Source organism: Pseudomonas sp. P1_F1_2 (assembly GCF_056405815.1).
Window position 1 is genome coordinate 35,693 of sequence record NZ_JBFUBK010000016.1, and the last position, 20,978, is coordinate 56,670.

The 20,978-nt window shown below is 57.6% G+C and carries 16 protein-coding genes; 12 read left to right on the top strand and 4 right to left on the bottom strand.

The features are described from left to right. The 5 genes from AC1D2P_RS07205 (at position 1) to AC1D2P_RS07225 (ending at position 7,505) form a co-directional block, all read left to right on the top strand. On the top strand, positions 1 to 900 hold the full coding sequence (locus tag AC1D2P_RS07205; protein ID WP_477757370.1) for a LysR family transcriptional regulator: 900 nt from the start codon (positions 1 to 3) through the stop codon (positions 898 to 900). Positions 901 to 1,212: 312 nt separating this feature from the next. After that, on the top strand, positions 1,213 to 2,364 hold the full coding sequence (locus AC1D2P_RS07210) for an efflux RND transporter periplasmic adaptor subunit (protein ID WP_477757371.1): 1,152 nt from the start codon (positions 1,213 to 1,215) through the stop codon (positions 2,362 to 2,364). A gap of 2 nt (positions 2,365 to 2,366) precedes the next feature. Next, positions 2,367 to 5,525 (top strand): efflux RND transporter permease subunit, encoded by a 3,159-nt coding sequence (locus tag AC1D2P_RS07215; protein WP_477757372.1) that lies wholly within the window; start codon positions 2,367 to 2,369, stop codon positions 5,523 to 5,525. Next, on the top strand, positions 5,522 to 6,907 hold the full coding sequence (locus tag AC1D2P_RS07220; protein WP_477757373.1) for an efflux transporter outer membrane subunit: 1,386 nt from the start codon (positions 5,522 to 5,524) through the stop codon (positions 6,905 to 6,907). Before AC1D2P_RS07215 ends, AC1D2P_RS07220 begins: the two co-directional genes overlap by 4 nt. Positions 6,908 to 7,094: 187 nt before the next feature. Then, positions 7,095 to 7,505: an SRPBCC family protein gene (locus AC1D2P_RS07225; RefSeq protein WP_477757374.1), complete on the top strand. Its 411-nt coding sequence runs from the start codon at positions 7,095 to 7,097 to the stop codon at positions 7,503 to 7,505. Positions 7,506 to 7,934: 429 nt separating this feature from the next. On the opposite strand, the gene AC1D2P_RS07230 is transcribed toward AC1D2P_RS07225, so the two are convergent. Beyond that, entirely contained in the window at positions 7,935 to 8,159 is a 225-nt protein-coding gene (locus AC1D2P_RS07230) for a hypothetical protein (RefSeq protein ID WP_477757375.1), read from the bottom strand. 474 nt (positions 8,160 to 8,633) lie between these two features. After that, entirely contained in the window at positions 8,634 to 9,614 is a 981-nt protein-coding gene (locus tag AC1D2P_RS07235) for a site-specific integrase (RefSeq protein WP_477757376.1), read from the bottom strand. A 179-nt stretch (positions 9,615 to 9,793) separates the two neighbouring features. Here AC1D2P_RS07235 and AC1D2P_RS07240 point away from each other — a divergent pair, with 179 nt between their 5' ends. From AC1D2P_RS07240 to AC1D2P_RS07250, 3 genes are all read left to right on the top strand, one after another. Then, complete coding sequence (locus AC1D2P_RS07240; RefSeq protein ID WP_477757377.1) at positions 9,794 to 10,801, top strand: DNA-binding protein; 1,008 nt, start codon at positions 9,794 to 9,796, stop codon at positions 10,799 to 10,801. A 1,202-nt stretch (positions 10,802 to 12,003) separates the two neighbouring features. Continuing rightward, positions 12,004 to 13,263, top strand: a complete 1,260-nt coding sequence (locus AC1D2P_RS07245; protein ID WP_477757378.1) for an IS110 family RNA-guided transposase — start codon at positions 12,004 to 12,006, stop codon at positions 13,261 to 13,263. A gap of 601 nt (positions 13,264 to 13,864) precedes the next feature. Continuing rightward, positions 13,865 to 14,269, top strand: a complete 405-nt coding sequence (locus tag AC1D2P_RS07250) for a nuclear transport factor 2 family protein (protein WP_477757379.1) — start codon at positions 13,865 to 13,867, stop codon at positions 14,267 to 14,269. A 138-nt stretch (positions 14,270 to 14,407) separates the two neighbouring features. Here AC1D2P_RS07250 and AC1D2P_RS07255 read toward each other — a convergent pair whose 3' ends face one another. Further along, entirely contained in the window at positions 14,408 to 15,511 is a 1,104-nt protein-coding gene (locus tag AC1D2P_RS07255) for a Gfo/Idh/MocA family protein (RefSeq protein WP_477757380.1), read from the bottom strand. A 223-nt stretch (positions 15,512 to 15,734) separates the two neighbouring features. Between AC1D2P_RS07255 and AC1D2P_RS07260 the strand changes: the two genes are divergently transcribed. Then, positions 15,735 to 16,955 carry an MFS transporter gene (locus AC1D2P_RS07260; protein ID WP_477757381.1) on the top strand — a complete coding sequence of 407 codons (1,221 nt, stop codon included), beginning with the start codon at positions 15,735 to 15,737 and terminating at the stop codon, positions 16,953 to 16,955. Here AC1D2P_RS07260 and AC1D2P_RS07265 read toward each other — a convergent pair. Then, on the bottom strand, positions 16,952 to 17,839 hold the full coding sequence (locus AC1D2P_RS07265; RefSeq protein ID WP_477811368.1) for a LysR family transcriptional regulator: 888 nt from the start codon (positions 17,837 to 17,839) through the stop codon (positions 16,952 to 16,954). The genes AC1D2P_RS07260 and AC1D2P_RS07265 overlap by 4 nt on opposite strands. A gap of 228 nt (positions 17,840 to 18,067) precedes the next feature. Between AC1D2P_RS07265 and AC1D2P_RS07270 the strand changes: the two genes are divergently transcribed. From AC1D2P_RS07270 to AC1D2P_RS07280, 3 genes are all read left to right on the top strand, one after another. Continuing rightward, positions 18,068 to 19,048 carry an MBL fold metallo-hydrolase gene (locus tag AC1D2P_RS07270; protein ID WP_477757382.1) on the top strand — a complete coding sequence of 327 codons (981 nt, stop codon included), beginning with the start codon at positions 18,068 to 18,070 and terminating at the stop codon, positions 19,046 to 19,048. 240 nt (positions 19,049 to 19,288) lie between these two features. After that, on the top strand, positions 19,289 to 19,969 hold the full coding sequence (locus AC1D2P_RS07275) for an alpha/beta hydrolase (protein WP_477757383.1): 681 nt from the start codon (positions 19,289 to 19,291) through the stop codon (positions 19,967 to 19,969). Positions 19,970 to 20,028: 59 nt separating this feature from the next. After that, entirely contained in the window at positions 20,029 to 20,784 is a 756-nt protein-coding gene (locus tag AC1D2P_RS07280; protein ID WP_477757384.1) for an SDR family oxidoreductase, read from the top strand. Positions 20,785 to 20,978: the final 194 nt, after the last annotated feature.

Genomic DNA, 20,978 nt, shown 5'->3' on the forward strand with positions numbered 1-20,978 from the left:
ATGGACAAGTTGCTGGCGCTGAAAATGTTTGTCGAAACGGTGCGCTGTGGGGGCTACTCATCTGCGGCGCGCAAGCTCGGCATCTCCACATCGTCTGTGACGCGGCAGGTCGCAGGGCTGGAAAGTGAGTTGGGCGCCAGCTTGCTCAACCGCACCACGCGCAATACGAGCGTCACGGTGGCGGGGCAGCACTATTTCGATAAAGCCGTGGCGATCCTTGAGGCCATCGATGAAGCGGATGCGGTCGTTGCCGACCGTGGCAGCGAAGCTCAGGGGCGTTTACGGGTCAGCGTCCCGGTGGAATTCGGCCGGCGAATCATCGCCCCGCACTTGGGGCGTTTGCTTGAACGCCATCCCGGTCTGGAAATCAGCCTCTCGCTGAGCGACGAGGTCAGTGACCTGCTCAGCGAACAAATCGACGTGTCAGTGCGCCTCGGTTCATCGGTCGTCAGTGATGACATCGTCAGCAAGCGGCTGGGTGATTTCCAGCGTTGGGTGGTGGCGAGTCCCGAATACCTGACGCGAACCGGCTTGCCCCGACACCCTCGCGACCTGCTGGAACATCAGTGCTTGCGTTTCGATTACCGCACGGGCCACCACAACTGGACATTCCAGGGCAATGAGGACGTCATCCGCTTGAATGTGCAGGGACGGCTGCAAAGCAACAATGCCGATATTCTGCGCGAGGCTGCCTTGGCCGGTGGCGGGGTGACGCTATTGGCCGATTGGCTGGTACGTGAGGATGTCAGTGCAGGTCGGCTGACTCGCGTGCTGGAGCAATATGAAGTCAACCCAGGCAGTGCAAGCACCTGCATCAATGCGCTGTATCTGCCCAACCATCGTGGTTCCAGTCGTATCAACGTATTCATAGAGTTTCTTCAGGAAATACTCGCGCCCTAAGCACGTCCTGTGCATCAGGCAAGACCGCGTTGCGCGTCGCTTTCGATCGAATCGAATGCCGGCCGATACCACCGCGGCGCACGGCTGGCAGCCCTTTTCACGCGTTCGGGCAAAAGCAGCGTTGCCGAATGCGCAATGAAGCCTTGCACAGGGCAGCGATTCTCCCCGCGTGCTCGGCTTCGTACAGTGGCACCCATCAACTGACCCCGGTCGTCAAAGCAGCATCCCGCGGCCACTGACAATAAATTTCGTTTAGAACTCGCCCCGATTCGGCCGGCTACGGCTTGCTATCGCCTGGCGAAAGTATGAGGAATGCCCATGAAACCTACACAGACGGTTCCCTTGATCGTCTCCGCGCTGGCGCTGTCGGTCGTGCTGTCGGTCGTGCTGTCGGGCTGCAAGCAAGAGGCGCCCGTGCAAGACGTCAAACCGCCCCAGGTTGGAGTGGTCACCCTTCAAGCAGAGACTTACACCGTGCAAAGCGAACTGCCGGGGCGTACCGCACCTTTTCGCGTCGCGGAAGTTCGTCCACAAGTGGACGGAATCATTCAGCAACGCTTGTTCGACGAAGGAAGCGAGGTCAAACCCGGCCAAGCGCTGTACCGCATTGATCCATCGCCGTACGAGGCAGACGTAGCTCGTGCCCGCGCCTCATTTCAACAAGCCCGTTCCCTCGCAGATCGTTATCGGCAGCTGATCGGAGAAAGGGCTGTGAGCCGCCAGGAGTTCGAGGATGCGCAGGCGCGCCAATTGACGGCGGAGGCTGATCTCAAGCGTGCCGAAATCAACTTGCGCTACACCCGTGTGCTCGCGCCGATTGCCGGCCGCATCGGCCGCTCTAGCGTGACCGAAGGGGCGCTGGTGAACAACGGCCAGACGGGAGCTATGGCGTCCATTCAGCAGCTTGACCCGATTTACGTCGACATCACCGAGTCCTCTGCGAACCTGCTCAGGTTGCGTGAGGACCTCAAGCAAGGTCGCCTGGAGAACGCGGGGGCGGACGCCGCCGTGGTGACCCTCGCGCTGGAAAACGGCAGCGCGTACGGACTGCCTGGGCGCCTGAAATTTTCTGAGGTGTCAGTCGATCCCTCCACGGGTTCGGTGACCCTGCGCGCGGTGTTTCCCAACCCCGAACATCTGCTTCTACCGGGCATGTTTGTGCGGGCAAAACTCCAGAGCGGTGTGCGGCAGGCCGCCATTCTCGCTCCGCAACAAGGGGTGACTCGCGACCTGAAGGGCAATCCCAGCGCACTGGTGGTCAGCGCTGACGGAACCGTGGAACAGCGTCCCCTGACGGCCAATCGCACAGTGGGTAACCATTGGCTGGTAGAGAGTGGCCTTGAAGCGGGGGATCGCTTGATCACTGAGGGGCTGCAGTTCGTCAAGCCGGGCATGAAGGTCACCGTGATCGCCGCTCAAAACGTGGCGCCGGCGTTGGCCGGTGCCGTGGCTGGGGGGAAATGAGCATGTCCAAGTTCTTTATCGATCGGCCCATTTTTGCCTGGGTACTCGCATTGATTGTCATGCTGGCCGGCGGGCTGGCAATCCTCAAGCTGCCTGTCAACCAATACCCTGATATCGCTCCACCAGCGATCTCGATTCAGGTGACCTACCCAGGGGCATCGGCCCAGACTGTGCAAGACACCGTGGTCCAGGTCATCGAGCAACAGCTCAACGGCATCGACAACCTTCGCTACGTCAGCTCGGAAAGCAACTCCGACGGCACCATGGCGATCACGGTTACGTTCAACCAGGGGACGAACCCCGACATCGCCCAGGTTCAGGTTCAGAACAAGCTGAACCTGGCCACGCCACTGTTGCCGCAGGAAGTGCAGCAGCAGGGCATCAGGGTGACCAAAGCGGTCAAGAATTTCCTGATCGTCATTGGCGTTGTCTCCGAAGACGGCAGCATGTCCCGCGAAGACTTGGCCAACTACGTGGTTTCGAACATGCAGGATCCGCTGTCGCGCACTTCTGGCGTCGGCGACTTCCAGGTGTTTGGCGCGCAGTACTCCATGCGGATCTGGCTTGATCCTTCGAAGCTGGTCAGTTTCGGTCTGACGCCCGTCGATGTGAAAAGTGCGATACAAGCCCAAAACGTGCAAGTGTCGTCCGGTCAGATCGGCGGCCTGCCAGCACTGCCAGGCCAACAGCTCAATGCCACCATCATTGGCAAAACCCGCTTGCAGTCGGCGGATGAGTTCAAGGACATCCAACTCAAGGTCAACCCCGACGGCTCCGAAGTACGCCTGGACGATGTGGCCGAGGTCGCGCTGGGTGGCGAAACCTACAGCGTCAACGCCCAGTTCAACGGGATGCCGGCGTCCGGCATCGCCATCAAGCTCGCCCCCGGGGCTAACGCGCTGGATACCACCAAGGCGATCCACGACACCCTCAATCAACTGCAACCGTTTTTCCCTCGCGGCATGAAAGTGGTCTACCCCTACGACACCACGCCCGTCGTGCGCGACTCGATCCATGGCGTGTTCCATACCTTGGGCGAGGCGATCGTGTTGGTGTTCCTCGTTATGCTGCTGTTCCTGCAGAACATCCGCGCGACTATCATCACCACGCTGACCGTGCCCGTGGTACTGCTGGGTACGTTCGGCATCCTCGCGGTCGCCGGTTTCACCATCAACACGCTGTCGATGTTCGGCATGGTGTTGGCCATCGGCCTGCTGGTGGATGACGCCATCGTCGTGGTCGAGAACGTGGAGCGCGTTATGCGAGAGGAGCATTTGTCGGCGAAAGAAGCCACGATTCGCTCCATGAAACAAATCCAGGGCGCGCTCGTCGGCATCGCCATGGTGTTATCGGCGGTGCTGTTGCCGATGGCGTTCTTCGACGGTTCAACCGGCGTCATCTATCGCCAGTTTTCCCTCACCATCGTCTCGGCAATGGCCCTGTCGGTGCTTACCGCGCTGGTGTTCACGCCTGCCTTGTGCGCCACGATGCTCAAGCCGCATGACCCTTCACACGGGCTCGCACGGCTTGGCTTCTTCCGTGCATTCAATCGTGGATTTGATCGCGGCGTGCAACGCTACGAGCGTGGCGTCGCCGGGATGCTGCGGCACAAGGCGCCGGCATTTCTGGCTTACCTGCTGATCGTCGCGGGCATGGTCCTGCTGTTCAACCGCATCCCCACCGCGTTTCTGCCTGATGAAGACCAGGGCGTGATTTTCACTCAGGTGCAGACCCCGGCGGGGTCCAGTGCCGAGCGCACGCAGAAAGTACTCGACAGTGTGCGTCAGTACTTGCTCGCCACGCATGAGCAGGGCGGTGAGGCCAACGCGGTAGACGCCGTGTTTACCGTGAATGGATTCAACTTCGCGGGCCGTGGGCAAAGCTCGGGCATGGCTTTTGTGCTGCTCAAACCCTGGGGACAGCGCGGTCCTGAGGAGGCGGCGCTCGCGTTGGCCGCGCGCGCTCAAGCGAAATACAAAGGCATGCGCGATGCACTGGTATTCGCCGTGGTGCCGCCGGCTGTGCGCGAGCTGGGCAATGCATCAGGCTTCGATTTATTCCTGCAAGACCAGGCCGGTGTCGGCCACGAGGTGCTGGTGCAGGCGCGCAATCAGTTCTTGCGTCTGGCCTACGAAAGCAAAGTACTGGCAGCGGTGCGGCTCAACGGCCTGAGCGATGAGCCGCAGTATCGGTTGAAGATTGATGACCGGCGGGCGAGGGCGCAGGGGGTTTCACAGACAGACATCAACACCACCCTGTCCGTGGCCTTCGGAGGCAACTACGTCAATGATTTCATCGACCGTGGCCGAGTCAAAAAAGTGTTTGTGCAGGGCCAGGCCAGCGCACGCATGTCCCCAGAAGATCTGGACAAATGGTACGTGCGCAACGCCGCCGGAAAAATGGTGCCGTTCTCCGCTTTCGCCTCTGGCGAGTGGGTCTTCGGTTCTCCCAAGCTGGCGCGGTACAACGGCGTACCGGCGGAGGAAATACTGGGTAGCCCCGCACCGGGTTACAGCACGGGTGATGCCATGGCTGAAGCACAAGCCATCGCGGCTCAGTTGCCGCCCGGGGTCGCGCTGGCGTGGACGGGTTTGTCGTATGAAGAAAAGCTATCCGGTTCTCAAGCGCCGATCATGTACGCACTTTCGCTGCTGGTAGTGTTCCTCTGTCTCGCGGCCCTTTACGAAAGCTGGTCTATCCCGTTAGCCGTGATGCTGGTGGTGCCGTTGGGTGTTGTCGGTGCATTGCTCGCCACCGTATTGCGCGGTCTGTCCAATGACGTGTTCTTCCAGGTGGGCCTGCTGACAACGGTAGGGCTGGCGGCGAAGAACGCCATCCTTATTGTGGAGTTCGCCAAGGAATTGCATGAGCAGGGTATGAGCTATACGCAAGCGGCGATTGAAGCGGCACGCCTGCGTTTGCGCCCGATTGTCATGACATCCCTAGCGTTTATCCTCGGGGTTGTGCCGTTGGCCATCTCTACCGGTGCAGGCTCTGGCAGTCAGCACGCCATCGGCACAGGCGTGATCGGCGGCATGCTGACCGCCACCGTCCTGGCCGTCTTCTGGGTGCCGCTCTTTTATGTGTCGGTGTCCTCACTCTTCGCACGTCGATCGTCCGCCGCTCCGGTCGTGCCTGCTCGTAAGGAGGTCATTTCATGATCAAGCCTTTCAGCTTTCTAATACTTGGTTCGCTGCTGTTCAGTGGTTGCTCCCTGATTCCAGCGTATGAGCAGCCACAGGCACCCGTGCCGGACAGTTACCCCTTGGCACCATTATCTAGTGATAAGAGTGCGGCAGTGCTTGATTGGCGTAAGTTCTTTCACGATCCGGTGCTGCATCGCTTGATCGAGACCGCATTGGCCAATAACCGGGATATCAGGGTGGCCACATTGAATGTCGAGTCCTATCAGGCGCGTTATCGCATTCGCCGCGCGGACCTGTTGCCTGAGGTCTCGGCAGCAGGAAGCGGTAGTCGTCAGCGTGTCCCGGCAGATCTGGCACCTGATGATAAAGCCACGATCGAGAGTCAGTACTCTGTCGGGCTGAACGTAAGCTATGAACTGGACCTGTTCGGCCGTGTGCGTAGTCTCGATCAAGAAGCATTGCAGCGTTATCTTGCCAGCGAACAGGCTCAGCGCTCAGCCCACATCGGGCTGGTTGCGAGCGTTGCGAGCGCCTGGCTCACCTTGCAAGCTGACCAGGCACTGGAGCGATTGACCAGCGACACTCTCGATACCTATGAAAACAGCTACCAGATGACACGTCGCAGCGCTGAAGTGGGTACTGTTTCAGATTTGGCGTTAAGCCAGTCACAAACCCTCGTACAAAGCGCTCGCGGCTCGATAGCCCGTTATCGCCGGCAGGTCGCCGAAGACCGCAACCTATTGGCGTTATTAATCGGGGGTGAAATCCCGGCAGATTTGGTTGCCGGTGACTGGGAGCGGCAATCCTTGCGTGAGGTTCCCGTCGGGTTACCGTCAGATTTGCTCAATCGTCGACCCGACATACTGGAAGCCGAATTTCTGCTGAAAGCTGCCAATGCGAATATCGGCGCAGCCCGGGCTGCGTTCTTCCCCCGAATCAGCCTGACGGCGGGCGCCGGCTCCTCCAGCGAGGCATTGTCAGGGCTATTCAACGGAGGGTCGGGAGCCTGGAGCTTTTTTCCACAGATCAACCTACCGATCTTTAATGCCGGCAGCTTGCAGGCTAGTCTGGATGTCTCTCAAATCGAGAAAGATATTCAAGTGACGCGTTATGAAAAGGCCATCCAGTCAGCCTTTAGAGAAGTCAGTGATGGACTGGCCGCAACCGAGACCTTTGGGCAGCAGATTGAGGCGCAACAAGGGCTGGTCAGCGCGAGCGCCAAATACTATCGGCTGGCGCAAAGTCGCTACCTGACAGGCATCGACAGCTCTTTGACTCTTTTAGACGCGCAACGGACGCTGTTCGCTGCACAGCAAGCGTTGATCAGTGATCAGTTGGCTGAGCGAGTAGCGACCATCGATTTGTTCAAGGCGTTGGGAGGCGGATGGGAAGGCTGATCTCCTTCGGATAATCCACTCTCACTATTATGGACAAAGCGCTGACGCTCAGTCAGCGCTGAGTTAAACCTCGAAGTTCAGGTTAATTGGATGCCTTGGATGGATGCACCAAGTTGTAACAATACAGCCGCTGCATAGGCAGCGGCTTGAATGAATGTTGGCAATCCAGCTTTGATGAGGAACAGTCATGGCCAATGCAGCAGCATCAATTCGTGTACCCGCTTCAGCGGAAAACGTCTGGGATTTGGTAGGAGGATTCAATTCGTTGCCTGACTGGATGTCAGGCGTGACAACCAGCGAACTTAGCGAGGGCGGGCGCTTGCGCAGCATCTGTCTAGAAAGTGGTGAAGTCAGCGTTGAGCGACTCGAATACTTCGACAACCTAGGGTGCACTTATAGCTATTCCATTACCAGAGGGGCGTTCCCGGTTACCGATTATTTTTCGATTTTTACCGTGCTACCTGATGGTGAAAATGCGTCGATTGTTGAGTGGTCCGCAGAGTTCACCGCCAATGGTGTTAGTACCCAAGAAGCCGAGGCGATTTTCCTGGGTTTCTATGAAGACTCTCTCGGATCACTCAAAGCCAAATTTGTATGAGCAGTAGCAAGTGCGCACTCACGTTTCGTGCATCCAAGTTGGCACTCACGATCAGCTAACTGCATTTGTCGCAGCAGCTCTCGGAGGGTCTAAATGGAAGAGACTCACTTCGAAGACTACGGGACGCCCAAGCTGCTCTGAGTCAATACACGCTGATAGCAGATGATTAGTGCGATCTCACCGCAGGAGTAACACCTTGCTCCTGATAGGGGTATCTGTATAAGGGAAGCAGGTGCAGCAGATCTAAAAGTAGTTTTAAAGGCGGCATGATGGAAATTTGAGGACATTTTTTGCAAATACGGCAACTCATGGGCGTTGACATCTAAAACAATTGCTTTCAAGACATATGGCGGCGAAGCGGTTTATGTAAATGGGTGGGTCATTGTGTGAAGTGCAGAGCGGCAGTGTGGCGGCTTGATGGGGGATCGATCATTTCAGCGCACTGGCCATTAACCGACTTGAAAGGCATCCCGCGTAGCCGTAGGCGCATTCATTCCAGGTAGCCTGACCGAAGTGCTCAGCCTTTTTGAGCGGGCAGCGGGTGCGCCCACCAATGGTGAGAAAATCACCCATCCAGAGTGGAGAATCCTCGCTGAATCCCGAATAGATGGCAGGCCGCTGCTTGCAGTAATCGTCGGGCGTAGAGGCTTGCATGTTGTATACATGCATGCCGATGGACGGCGAATCTTACTGACCCATTTTCTGGAAGCTTGTCACTCAGTTGCTCTGACCGAGTGAGTGAGTGAAACCGATTGAGAGCGTGCAGATCGCACTGGTGGATCAGATCGAGCAACCGATTTACACCGCGACTCAAGTGCTAGGCATGCACGAGGCTTTCGCTCAAGTTATACATCGTACCAGGTGCTGGTTACGCGATTCTTGCCCAGCAACACGACATTGCCTGCTAGCGGGATCGGTCGTGAAATTGCGGAAATCACGAATGCTCAGCTTGGATAGGCGCACGTGATTTCCTCTTTCATACGAATTGGCCGCCCGCTTTGCGGGGCTCGGCCTCATGGCGAGACGCCATGGCCGGAAATCTTAATAGAGGGCGCAAAACCACGCGAACCGAGTCCAACCGTTCCATCAACGGTGAAACATATTTACTCGCGACACCTCATCCGGCCCTTAGGGATTTTCAGCCACTGTCAACACTTGCGCTTGGGGAATAGCTGATGAGGTGAACGGCCGGCCTGTCGCCAACTCCCCAAAGGAATCTGCCGTGTCGATGTAGCGCATGGCTGACTTCATGTCCTTCCAGCCGACGTACGTCATCAGCGCTTTGATATCCCAGCCATTGGCCGCGGCCCAGGTGGCGAAGCCGCGACGCAGTGAGTGACTGGTGTACAGATCGCCAGACATCCCTGCGCGATTAAAAATTCGCCGCAGCAGTGGAATCAGGCTGTTGGCGTTAAAGCCGTCTTCCGCCAGATGCCCCCAACGATCAAGCTTCCTGAAGACTGGGCCCTGCGCAATGCCGGCGACCGTAATCCAGTTCACATAAGCCTGAACGGGGCAGAGCTTTTTCAGCGCGGGCGTGCGAAACGTCGTGCCAAGGTGCTGACGATCGCTTTTGCTGTGCGGCAGGTAGAAGGTAATGCCCACCCCGGCTTGCGCCTGGGTGTGTTCGACCTGCAAGCGCGACAGTTCGTCGCCGCGAAAGCCCCGCCAGAAGCCAATCAGCACCAAGGCAATGTCCCGCCGGCTGCGCAGCAGGGCGGCCAGGTCCTGGCGGGCGGACGCTAGCTCCGCCTCACGTTCCAGCCACTGAACGGCTTGTTCCAGGTGCTGCAGGAGCAGGGGCGTCGCCTGCTTTTCCTGGGTCGGATGCAAGGTGCGGATGCCCTTGATCATCTGGCGCACGGCGGGTGTCTTGGTGGGGTCAGGGAAGCCCTGTGTGATGTGCCATTGGGCGAGGGCCGCCAAACGTTGCTTCAGCGTGCTGATGGCGTGCTGGTCGGCGTACTCGGCGAGGTAACGCACGACGCCATCGCCAGTCGCCGGCAGAAACCCGCCCCAGGTCACTTCGAAATGCTCCACCGCCGCACGGTAGCTGCGCCGGGTATTTCCCCGGATACCGGCCTGTAGGTAGCGATCCGCCTTGCTCATCTCGACCCCTATACGCCGAACGTACCTTTTCCGGCACTGGAAAAAGCAACAAACAGCTCTATGATGCGATAACGCTCGATTATTTGATCATAAAAACTCAATTTTTGTGATTGATTTTTTATCTTAATGTAATATGTAAATACACATTACGTTTACACTACGAAATCGTAGGAGATGACATGGCACGGGGCGGTATTAACAGGGCAATCGTCCAGATAGCACGGGATGCGCTGATCGCTCGAGGTGTAAATCCCAGCATCAACGCTGTGCGGGTCGAGCTTGGAAATACTGGCTCTATGACGACCATTGCCCGATATCTAGGTGAACTCGGTAAAGGAGATGCTCTTCCGATGGGGCGCCGAGAACGCTTGAGTGATGAACTCAGCGGTCTGATTGGTCAGGTGTTGGATCGCCTGCTTGAAGAGGGCGCCGAAGAAGTGGCCGAAGCCCGAGCTGAGCTCGATCAGTACCGAGCGTCAGTCAATGAGCAACTTGTGCAAACGCAAGCCGCTTTGGCGGAATTGCAACGCCAGCACGATAACCTTCAGGAAGCGCTCGACATCCAGGCCGGAGAGCTGAGTACGTGCCAAAGCAGTTTGCAGTCCGAGCTCACTCGCAACGCTCGCCTGAGCCAAAGCTGCGCTGACCTAGAAGTACGGGTACATGAGAAAGACGAGCAGGTTCGTTCCCTGGAAGAAAAGCACCTTCACTCCCGCGAGGCGCTGGAACATTACCGCAACGCGGTCAAGGAGCAGCGTGACCAGGAGCAGCAGCGACACGAAGGGCAGGTGCAGCAAGTTCAGGTTGAACTGCGACAGCTGCAGCAAACGTTGATGCTCAAGCAAGATGAACTGACTCGACTCAACAGAGATAACGAGCGCTTATTAAGTGAGGCTCGACAGCAGGCCAAGGCGGCGGCGACGCATGAAGACGCGGCGCTTCGTTTGAGCGGTGAGATTGGCGCCATGAAGACAGCAGTTGCCAAGGCAGACGGGGCGAAAGAAGCGCTTCAGGAGCAGCTAGGCATATCGCGTGCCGAATCCAAGCGGCTAGAGGAGGGTTTGGCGCAGGCGAGCTCGCAACTGGCGGAAGTCACGAGGTTGTCGGAGCAATATTCTGTAGAGCTCACTCAGCTTCGACACACCACGAATCATCCTGAAACCGACAACGAAAGCATCGCAAAATAAGACCAAGGGAGAGTTCGATTGAGCAAGTTTGACGTGGCGTGCAGCGGTTCCGTTGGAAACACTCTTGACCTCAAGTATGCGCATGAGCGCCTAAGTCGGATGGTTTTTTCGAACGATTGTTCGGGCCTACTGAAGCGTATTGGTCGAGTCGCGTCACGCGTGAAGAAAGTGACGCTCGAAATGAGCAGAGAGGGCCTTGGTGCGTAGCGGGGCTATATTTTAGTGGACGTTTTGACCTGCGGCCTTTGAGAGGGGTGGCCGCCTAGATAACGGGTCGCTTTAATCCCTACTAAGGAGTTTTTACGCAGTGAAAGAAGGTTGCATGCTCGTTCCCGCCCTTATCGGCTCGTCATCAGTATGATGTTCCGGGTCGTGCAAAGCGGAATGTTCAATCTGATTGGGTGGAATTACAACTTCTGGCATGCGCTGTACCGCTTTACCTTTCCATTCGTGATCAGATATCTCTCATTCGCACTCAGCAAAGTACAGAGGGTGCCCCAGCCTCAGATCTGAAGCAGATCCAGAGCATCCGTTGGTACACCTGGCCGTCGGAATTTGTGCGTGTGCTGTGGCGATCATTTGCGCGCGACTTTAAAGAAGGGTCTGCTGCCCCCGTTTTGTTGGCGTTGCCTATATTCTTCTGGGCTCGATTGGAAAAGAAAAGTCAGTCGACGCAGCCACCAATGGAATCCCGATCACCTTACTACTGCGCAATTGCATGGCCGTTTTGTGCCTGTCGCGACCGGCTGAAAACGACCGATTCTGTTGAAAAAGTCGTTCTGCCCAAACTGGCTGGTCATTGACTGATGAAAAGCCTCTTTTGCACGCTGCTATGTGAAATCCGAGTCCGGAGGCCACTGCCAAAAGTAAGATTTCACTCTGGGACGCGTACTTTTCTGCTGGGGAGACCATGGCCGAGTTTTTCAACAGAATCGACCCATTATAGATAGTCCGTCTCACCTTCATCGATAATGGTAACGGTTGGCAGGTAGCTGTCAGCGAGGGTGGAACATGCACCTGTAGACTACGAATAAAACGACCCAAACGCATGACGTTTGCAGCTTTAGTTCCGAGTCTACAGGTGCGCTTGCGCTCGATAACGAATACTCAGGGTTCGCCGTCGCACCGGCTCACTATATTGCCTTCGCTGAACGCAAGCATGCATGTCCCTAGCAGCTATTTTATCGCTTGCGGAGGTTCACGTGACAGCGTCCTTGAGTCAGCAATTCACAGCCTATGTCGGCATTGATTGGGCAGATACCAAACATGATATTTGCCTACAGGCTGGGGATGACAATCATCGTCAGTTCGACTGTATTCCGCACCAGGTTGATCGCATTGACGAGTGGGCCAAGGCATTGCACCTGCGCTTCGGTGGCCCTATCGCTGTAGCTCTGGAGTTGGCCAAAGGGCCTATTGTGTCGGCTCTCCTTAAGTATGACTTTTTCGTGCTGTTCCCGATCAATCCCTCGACGCTTGCCAAATATCGCGTGGCGTTCAAGCCGAGTCGCGCCAAGGATGATCCCACCGATGCGGAGTTAGCACTCGATCTACTGCTTCGCCATCCTGAACGGTTCACCGCGCTCAGGCCGCAGAGTGTGGCAATGCGTTCGCTGCTTAGCCTGATCGAACAGCGTCGGGATCTGGTCAACGACAAGACGCGTTTTACCAACCGTTTATGCAACACCCTCAAGCAGTATTACCCGCAGGCACTGGACTGGTTTGAGCAGCGAGACACTCAGTTGTTTTGCGATTTTCTCACTAGCTGGCCGACACTCTTGTCAGCCAAACGGGCGCGTAAAACCACGCTTGAGGCGTTCTTTTATGCCCATAACGGGCGTCGCGCCACATTGATCGAGGCGCGTTTGGCATCGATCCGTGCGGCATCTGCGCTCACCGAAGATGCCGGCATTATCGAGCCTTGCCGCTTGCACGTCCTCGCGTTGGTGGAGCAGCTGCGCACCGTCCTCACGGTGATCGATCGCTTCGATAAGGAAATCGAGCGGGTCGCTTCTGCACTACCGGATTACACATTGTTTAGGAATTTGCCGGGCGCATGCCAGCATCTGGCGCCACGCTTACTCGCAGCCTTCGGAGAGCAACGTGAGCGTTTCCATGGCGCGGACGAGCTGCAAAAGTACTCCGGCATTGCCCCGGTGACGGAACGGAGTGGTAAGAAGAGCTGGGTGCATTGGCGCTGGCAATGTCCAACGTTCCTTCGTCAGACCTTCGTGGAATGGGCGGGTCAGACCATCAATAAATCCTTTTGGGCTGGAGCTTTCTACCGGCAGCAACGCGCCAAAGGGAGCACCTACCAGGCTGCTGTACGCGCACTCGCGTTTAAGTGGATTCGGATTCTGTATCGGTGCTGGCAGACCAGGACGCTCTACGATGAAACCACCTATTTGAATGCCTTGAGGAAGCGTGGTTCACCGCTGCTGAAGAACCTCGATTTAGGTTGACTGACTTCCTCAGGGCGTGAAGCTGCCCTTCGGGAATGGCTGCTTATGGTTGATTTCCTGCTTGTCGCGAAGTCCTGAAAAATCGACCTTTGGCTGGCAGCAAAGGTCGTCCGATAGCGGGCTATGAACGCGGAAATGTCGCAGTATGATCTCCCCCGTTTTTGTTTCTGCAAATCATCGAGATTTCAGGCGTTTTTGAAAAACGCCTTTGTCGTTTCGTACACGCGCACGATCACGAGGAAGCCTTTAACCAATACTCGTAAGCTATGAAAGGCGGCTAAGCGCCTGCCGTGGACTCAGATCTCCGGTTGCTCCTCATGCTTAGCAACGACGACATACGTACAGAAGGTCCTCGGTCAGGGTGGACGGTTTGGCATGAAATGTCGGTTTTTCGGCTTATACGGTTAAATCCTCAGGACTAGGATGTATTGCCTACAGCGTGCGGAACTCTGATGCGTTGTCCTTTGTTCGCTCTTTCACAACCGGACTTGACGGAATTTGAAAGCGCTCTAGAGGCCAACCCTGTCGTTGTAACTGTCCATTAGGACTCGCATGGCCTGAGTTCTATTTCCCCAAGCTCAACATACAATCAGGAGCAACTATGAATATTGAAGTAAAAAACAAATCTATCGTACTTAAAGCTTTCGATGCTTTATTTAATCAACGTGACTACGATGCAGCCGAGGAGTATTGGTCTGCGGACTATATTCAGCACAGTGCGCTTATCCCTCCAGGACGGCAGGGTTTATTTGACTTGATCAAAAGTCTGCCCAATACACTGATGTATGAACCCAGCGTCATAATGGCAGAGGAAGACAAAGTGATGGTTCATGGCCGTTTCTCTGGAAACGGTAGTCCGACTGCGCTCATCGCAGTAGACATCGTGCGTCTCGAAAATGGCATTCTGGTCGAACACTGGGACGTGCTCCAGGACGAGGCGACCACAGTCAGTTCTGCCAGCGGCCTACCGATGTTCGGCGCACGTTTCCCGGATTCAATTGAGTAAAAGGGCGGGCTGCGACGATCCAATTATGGCCTCTGAGATTAAATGGCGCTTCGGGGCGGGCATATGTCCGCCCCGGCTGCGCCAACGAGGTTTCATACTCGATAGTTCAATATCGAGGTATTTCACAAGCATGAGTCGTCACACGATCCGTTTCAGGGGAGTTTGAGTCCCGCTCTTTGCCACATCCAGCAACTGATGCAGGCGCAATGCATCGTCGAACGTCGCCGCCGCATGGGTGCCTTCGGCAACATCCTGCGCATACACGTGATAAAGCTCTGCCAGTTCAAGCACGGCTGACGGCAATGAGGAGGCCGGCAGGCGCTGATAATTCTCAGGCACGGGCAACACTTCCAGCGTCAGGTTATCGCCATGCGCGCCCTCGACGACATAGTCGTCGCCGACATCGCCAAACGCCGAGCGGTTGCTGATTTTCAGGTCGCCCTGGTCGCCGGTGATGTCGATCTGTACGCCCGAGCCGTTGCGTTTGCCGCCTTCGATGTGGATCGAAATGACGCCGCCGTCTTCGAGCATGCCGCTGAGGACGAGTTGGTCGGGGGCGGTGCTGTCGAGCACTTCGCCGGTTTCCTTGATCGTCACTTTCGGGAACTGGTTGACCATCAGCCCCGAGACGCTCACTGGCCAGCCGGTGGCGGTGAAGAGCATGTCGAGGAAGTGTCCAGCGTAGATGGCAATGACGCTGGAGAAGTTTTCCTCGGGGGCGGTCCAGCGCAGGGCGTTGGGGCGCAGGGCCTGGAAGTAATTCATGCTGACGTGCATCCGCACGGAGCGCACCTTGCCGACGTAGCCTTGTTGCAGCAGGTCTTGCAGGTAGCGGTTGTGCGGCGCGTGGCGGCGTTGCAGGCCGACGATGTGGCGCACGCCGGCGTCCTTGGCCAGGTGCAGCAATTGTTCGGAGTCTGCGGTGGTGGTGGTCAGCGGCCATTCGCAGTAGACGTCTTTGCCGGCGGCGATGGCGGCGCGCACGGTTTTTTCGTGTTGCGGGGCGGTGTTGAGCACCACGACCAGGTCGACTTCGGGGTTATTGACCAACGCGTCGACCGAGTCGGCGACCTGGCTGATGGCGTATTCGCTGGCCGCGGCCTCGGCGCGTTCACGGCGTTCGCTGTACACCGCTTGCAGGTGATATTGCGGCAGCAGGTTCAGCACGCGCAGATGGCCGTGGCGAGCCCAGTTGCCAACGCCGATGATGCCGACGCGAATAGGGGAGTGTGCAGTTGTCATGGGAATGTCCTCGTAGGGTTTGGCTGACGAGGTGAAGTCTAGGGAGCGCAGCCCCGCGGAAAAACCGGCCAAAGGGCCGAACACTGCGGACAGGAAAGGCACTAATGGCTGCCCGTCGGTTCGATTGCGGAACGATTGATCCGCAGTGATCGGAGCCGCGCACCATTTTTCCGCAGGGCTCGGATACCTAGCATGGCGCCACTCATTACTGTGGAGCTTTGCCATGAACGATCTGTCTGCATCACCGGCCACCGCGGCGCTCGCGCCAGCGCAGCCGTCCTCCTGGCGCGACTGGCTGTCGGTGTACGCGGTGGCCCTGGGCGCTTTTGCCTTTGTCACCACCGAATACCTGCCGGTCGGTGTCCTGCCGCAAATTGCCAATAGCCTGAGCATCACCGATGGGGTGGCCGGGTTGATGGTCACCGTGCCGGGCATGGTGGCGGCGGTGTCGGCGCCGGCGATCATGCTTGGCGCGGGGCGAATGAACCGGCGACATTTGTTGCTGCTGCTAACCCTGTTGCTGGTGGCTTCCAACGTCGTCTCGGCGTTGGCGCCGTCATTGCCGGTCATGTTGTTGGGGCGCGGGCTTCTCGGTGTTGCTTTAGGGGGCTTTTGGGCTGTGGCCATTGCGGCGGCGGGGCGGTTGGTCAGCCAGTCGAAGGCAGCGAAGGCCACTGCTTTGATCTTCGCCGGGATCACCCTGGCAACGGTATTCGGAGTGCCGTTCGGGACGTTTGTCAGCACGTTGTTTTCATGGCGGATGTCGTTTGCCGTGACCGCAGGGCTCGCGTTGCTGGCGCTAATTGCGCAAGCGTTGACCTTGCCGTCAYTGCCTTCCAGTGAAGGCTTGAAGTGGCGCGCGCTCGTGGCATTTTTGTCACGCAGCAATGCCCGCCGCAGCATGTTGCTACTGGGCACAGTGGTCGCCGCGCATTTCACGGCGTACACCTACATTGCGCCGTTCCTTGGGCATGACGCTGGTTTCTCGCCGAGTGTGATCACTGCGATTCTGTTGGGCTTCGGTCTGGTCGGCATGTTGGCGATCTTCGCCATGGCCGGGAGCATCACCACGCACCTGCGTGCGTCGCTGGGCGCCGTGGTGTTGCTGATGGTGATTGCGCAACTGGCCTTGCCCGGATTACAGGGTTGGGGCGTGACGTTGGCGGTGCTGGTGTGGGGTGTTGCCTACGGCGCGATTCCGCTGGGCGTGAGCAGTTGGATGCAACTGACGTCGCCGCAATTGCCGGAAGCCAGTTCCGCCATGTTGGTGACCACGTTTCAGGTGGCGATTGCTTCGGGTTCGTTGTTTGGCGGCTTGATGGTTGATCACGCCGGCGTGTCTTCGGCGTTGTGGCTGGGCGCGGCGATTGGTGTGCTCGGCTTGGCGGTGATGCTCAGTTTCGGCATCAGCAAGGCCCCAATTGCCGAGGCCCTGCAACGCTAGACCTTGAGAATGTTGTCTTTGAAAAAGTCGATCAACACTCGCAACCTCGGTGCCGTCTGCTTCGACGCAGGCCAGAGCATCCACAGGTTGCCGGTGTGGTCGGTGTAGTCCTCCAGCACCACCTTCAGCCTGCCGTCGGCCAATGGCTGACGGATTGAAAAATCCGGCAGGCAGGCAATCCCCACTCCATCGATCGCCAGGTACGTCAGCGGGTCCATCGTGGTGCAGGTCAACGCCCGCGTCAGGTTCGGCTCGATGTGCGTATCGTCGACGCGCAGCGGCCAACGCTCGATCATCCCGGTGGCCGGAAACTTGTGCAGCAGGCACACGTGGTGGATCAAATCGTCCGGGTGCGCCGGGTCGCCATGGCGCTCCAGATACGCCGGCGACGCCACCAACTGCAATTGATACCCCCCCAGCTTGCGCGCCATCAGCCGCGAATCCTGCGGCGCGCCCGTGCGGATCACCGCGTCGAAACCTTCCTCGATCACGTCCACCATGCGGTCGGACATGTCCACGTCCAGCTCGATGTCCGGGTAGGCCCGCATGAACCCGGCCAGTACCGGCATGATCAACACGTTCTGGATCGGCACGCTGATGCGCACCTTGCCGCGCGGGGTGGCGGACAATTCCAGCAGTTCCATTTCTGCCGCTTCCACTTCACTGAGAATGCGCTTGCAGCGGTCCAGGAACAGTTCGCCTTCGGTGGTCAGGGTGACGCTGCGGGTGCTGGGATGAAACAGCCGCACACCCAGGCGCTCCTCCATGCGCGCCACGCTCTTGCCGACGGCGGAGGAGGAGATCTCCAACAGGCGACCGGCTTCGGTAAAGCTGCGGGTTTCGGCCACATGAATGAAGGCCGTGATGCCGCTGAGGCTGTCCATCATTTGAGGTGAGCTCGGTGCTGGGAGAGGGTTAAGGCAGAGTAGAGGCGGGCGGGGGAATTGGGAAGGGAAGTAGTAGGGAGCGAGGCGTTGACGTTGGCCGCGTTTTTAATACGACCTCTCGAATGCTGAACTAAGATCAACAGCCAGTACCGTAGGTCGCTAGTGGGAGTTGCCGGTTGGCTTCGTCCCTTTGCAGTGCTCCTCTACCATCGAAAAGGAATGGGAATGAAACTCACCACGCTAGCTTCTCGCGCCGTCTTTGCAGTAACGCTGGCTATCGGCGGAGGACTTTTCGCAGTCGAGCCGGTTCAGGCCGCAGCGCCTATGCAACACAAGCAAGTCCCGGGCTTCTATCGCATGATGATGGGCGATTTCGAGGTCACCGCACTCTTCGATGGCGGCATCAGTATTGATTCATCGCTACTCAGCGGCGACCCGGCCCTCATTCAGTCGCTGCTGCTGCGAACGTTTTTCGATGATCCGCAAAAGGTGTCCGGTTCGGTAACGGGCTATCTCATCAATACAGGTTCAAAACTCATCCTCATCGACACGGGCACCGGAGGCCATTGGGGAGGGCCGTCACTTGGCAAGCTCACTGACAACCTAAAGGCTGCTGGCTACAAACCCGCACAAATCGACCTGGTGTTGCTGACCCATATGCACGCCGACCACATTGGCGGAATCTACGACGCCAAAGGCCAACGCGTGTTCTCGAAGGCACAGCTTTCCATGATGAAGACCGAGAGTGACTTCTGGCTGTCGAAAGACATTGCGGAAAAAGCGCCAGAGGGCGCAAAAATATTTTTCCAGATTGCCCAGGCTGCCGCTGCGCCTTATCTGGCGGCTGGCAAATGGAAGCCATTGCAGGGCATGGATGAAATCGTGTCGGGCATTACTCCCGTTGCCATCCCGGGGCATACGCCAGGGCACGTGGGTTACAGGGTTTCGTCGAAGGGCCAATCGCTGCTGATCTGGGGCGACGTTGCCCACGTCGTCTCTGTGCAAATGCCACATCCCGAAGTGGGTATCGCGTTCGACGCTGACGGACCGACCGCAATCAAGACCCGCGAAGACCTTTTCGTGAAGTTGGCAGAGGACAAAACCCTGGTTGGTGGTGCTCATATGCCCTTCCCTGGCTTTGGGCGCCTGCGCAAGGAAGACACAGGCTATTCATGGGTGCCGGTAACCTTCATGAACCTGAACTGATGGCCCAATCGACAAGGGATAAAGCCACCTGCAGATGATCATTCAAACCAAGGGTGATCACTGTGCAGAAAGTTGCCTTAATGCTGGCTGCACTCTCTGCAGAGTATGCCAATCCTGCAGCCAGTGAGATGTCCCGAAACGTCGGTATTTCGACCCATCTGCTTCTTAGCTCGCGCCTAGCATAGATCCTGAATTCACAGCACGGGCAACCCGCCCGTCTACCCGAAATCAGGAGAAGGCATGAGCACTATCGAACACGTCATTCTTGTACACGGTGCCTGGGCCGACAGCACCAGCTGGAACAAATCGCGCGCCTTGATCGAAGCCGCCGGCCTGAGTACGACCACGGTCAACCTGCCGCTGACGTCACTGGCAGCAGATGCCGACGTCGTGTCCCAGGCCATCGCCGCCGCTCCAGGACCGGTGTTGCTGGTAGGCCATTCCTATGGCGGTGCGGTCATCAGCGAGGCAGGTGTTCACGCCAAGGTGGCGGGCCTCGTCTATATCAACGCCTTTACCCCTGACATTGGCGAATCAGCTTTGGGGCTGACCGCATTGGCCGAGCCGTCGCTGATGAGTGCCGAGATCCGCATAGATCAGGCGGGTTCGTCGAGCCTCACTTACGAGGGTGTCCATGAAGGCTTTGCTCAGGATGTGAGTGCGCAGGAGAAGCGTCAGCTGTTTGAAAACCAGCGTCCGACCGCTGTAGCGGCACTCACCGCACCACTCACTCAAGCCGCCTGGCAGGACAAGCCCAGCTGGTATCTGGTGGCGACCCTTGATAACGCCATAGCACCGGCACTTCAAGAGCTGATGGTGAAGAAGATTGGCGCCGTCAGCGACCATGTCGATGCGGGCCATTGCTCAATGATTTCCAAACCTGCAGCTGTCGCCGACCTGGTCATTCGCGCCGCCAAGTAACCGATATTTTCCCTCCATTGTTCACGCTTTGCATTTCTGTAATCTCAGAGGACTCACCCATGAAACTCACTCAAAACACCATCTTCATTACCGGCGGCGGCTCTGGCATCGGCCGTGGGCTGGCCGAAGCACTGCACAAACTGGGAAACCAGGTAATTATCTCAGGTCGGCGCAAGGGCCATCTGGAAGCCGTCGTTGCAGCCAACCCGGGCATGCACGCGGTCGAACTGGATATCACCGATCCAGCCAGTATTACCGCGGTCGCGAAACAGTTGATCAACGAATTCCCGCAGCTCAATGTGCTGATCAATAACGCCGGGATCATGTTGCCGGACACTGCCGCCGGCCAAGTGGATGACGAATTGCTGGCGTCGACCATTACCACCAATCTGATGGGCCCCATCCGCATGACTTCGGCGCTGATCGAGCACCTCAAGAAGGCCGATGACGCCTATGTGGCGTACACCTCTTCAGTACTCGGTTTCGTGCCCATGGCGCTGACGGCGGTGTACAGCGCCACCAAGGCCGCGCTGCATTCTTATGCACTGTCTCAGCGCTTCATGCTGCGCGATACCTCGGTCAAGGTGCTGGAAATCGCGCCGCCATGGGTACGTACTGAGCTGATGGATAGCTCCGAAGCGGAACTTGCGATGCCATTGGATGAGTTTATTGCCGAGACGATAGCGGTGCTGGGCACGGACGCGGTGGAAATTCTGGTCGAGCGGGCCAAGCCATTGCGCGCTAATGCGGGGGCGGATGAACACGCCTTGGTCACTGAGTTCAATGCTCAGCTATTGGCACTCTACGCCCAGTGAGCACCCTACGGCGCTTGCATGAGTGCGGGCGCCGTTATCCGGACATCGACAGTTCGATCATCCATGATCGCCAGCATTACAGCCAAAAAGTCCGAAGTGATGGGAAACGCGGCCCATTTATTCACTCCGGAAAATCACCTTTACTGATGCCAAGCGCCCCAACCCCGAAAGCCCACATGGCTATCGACCCGGGC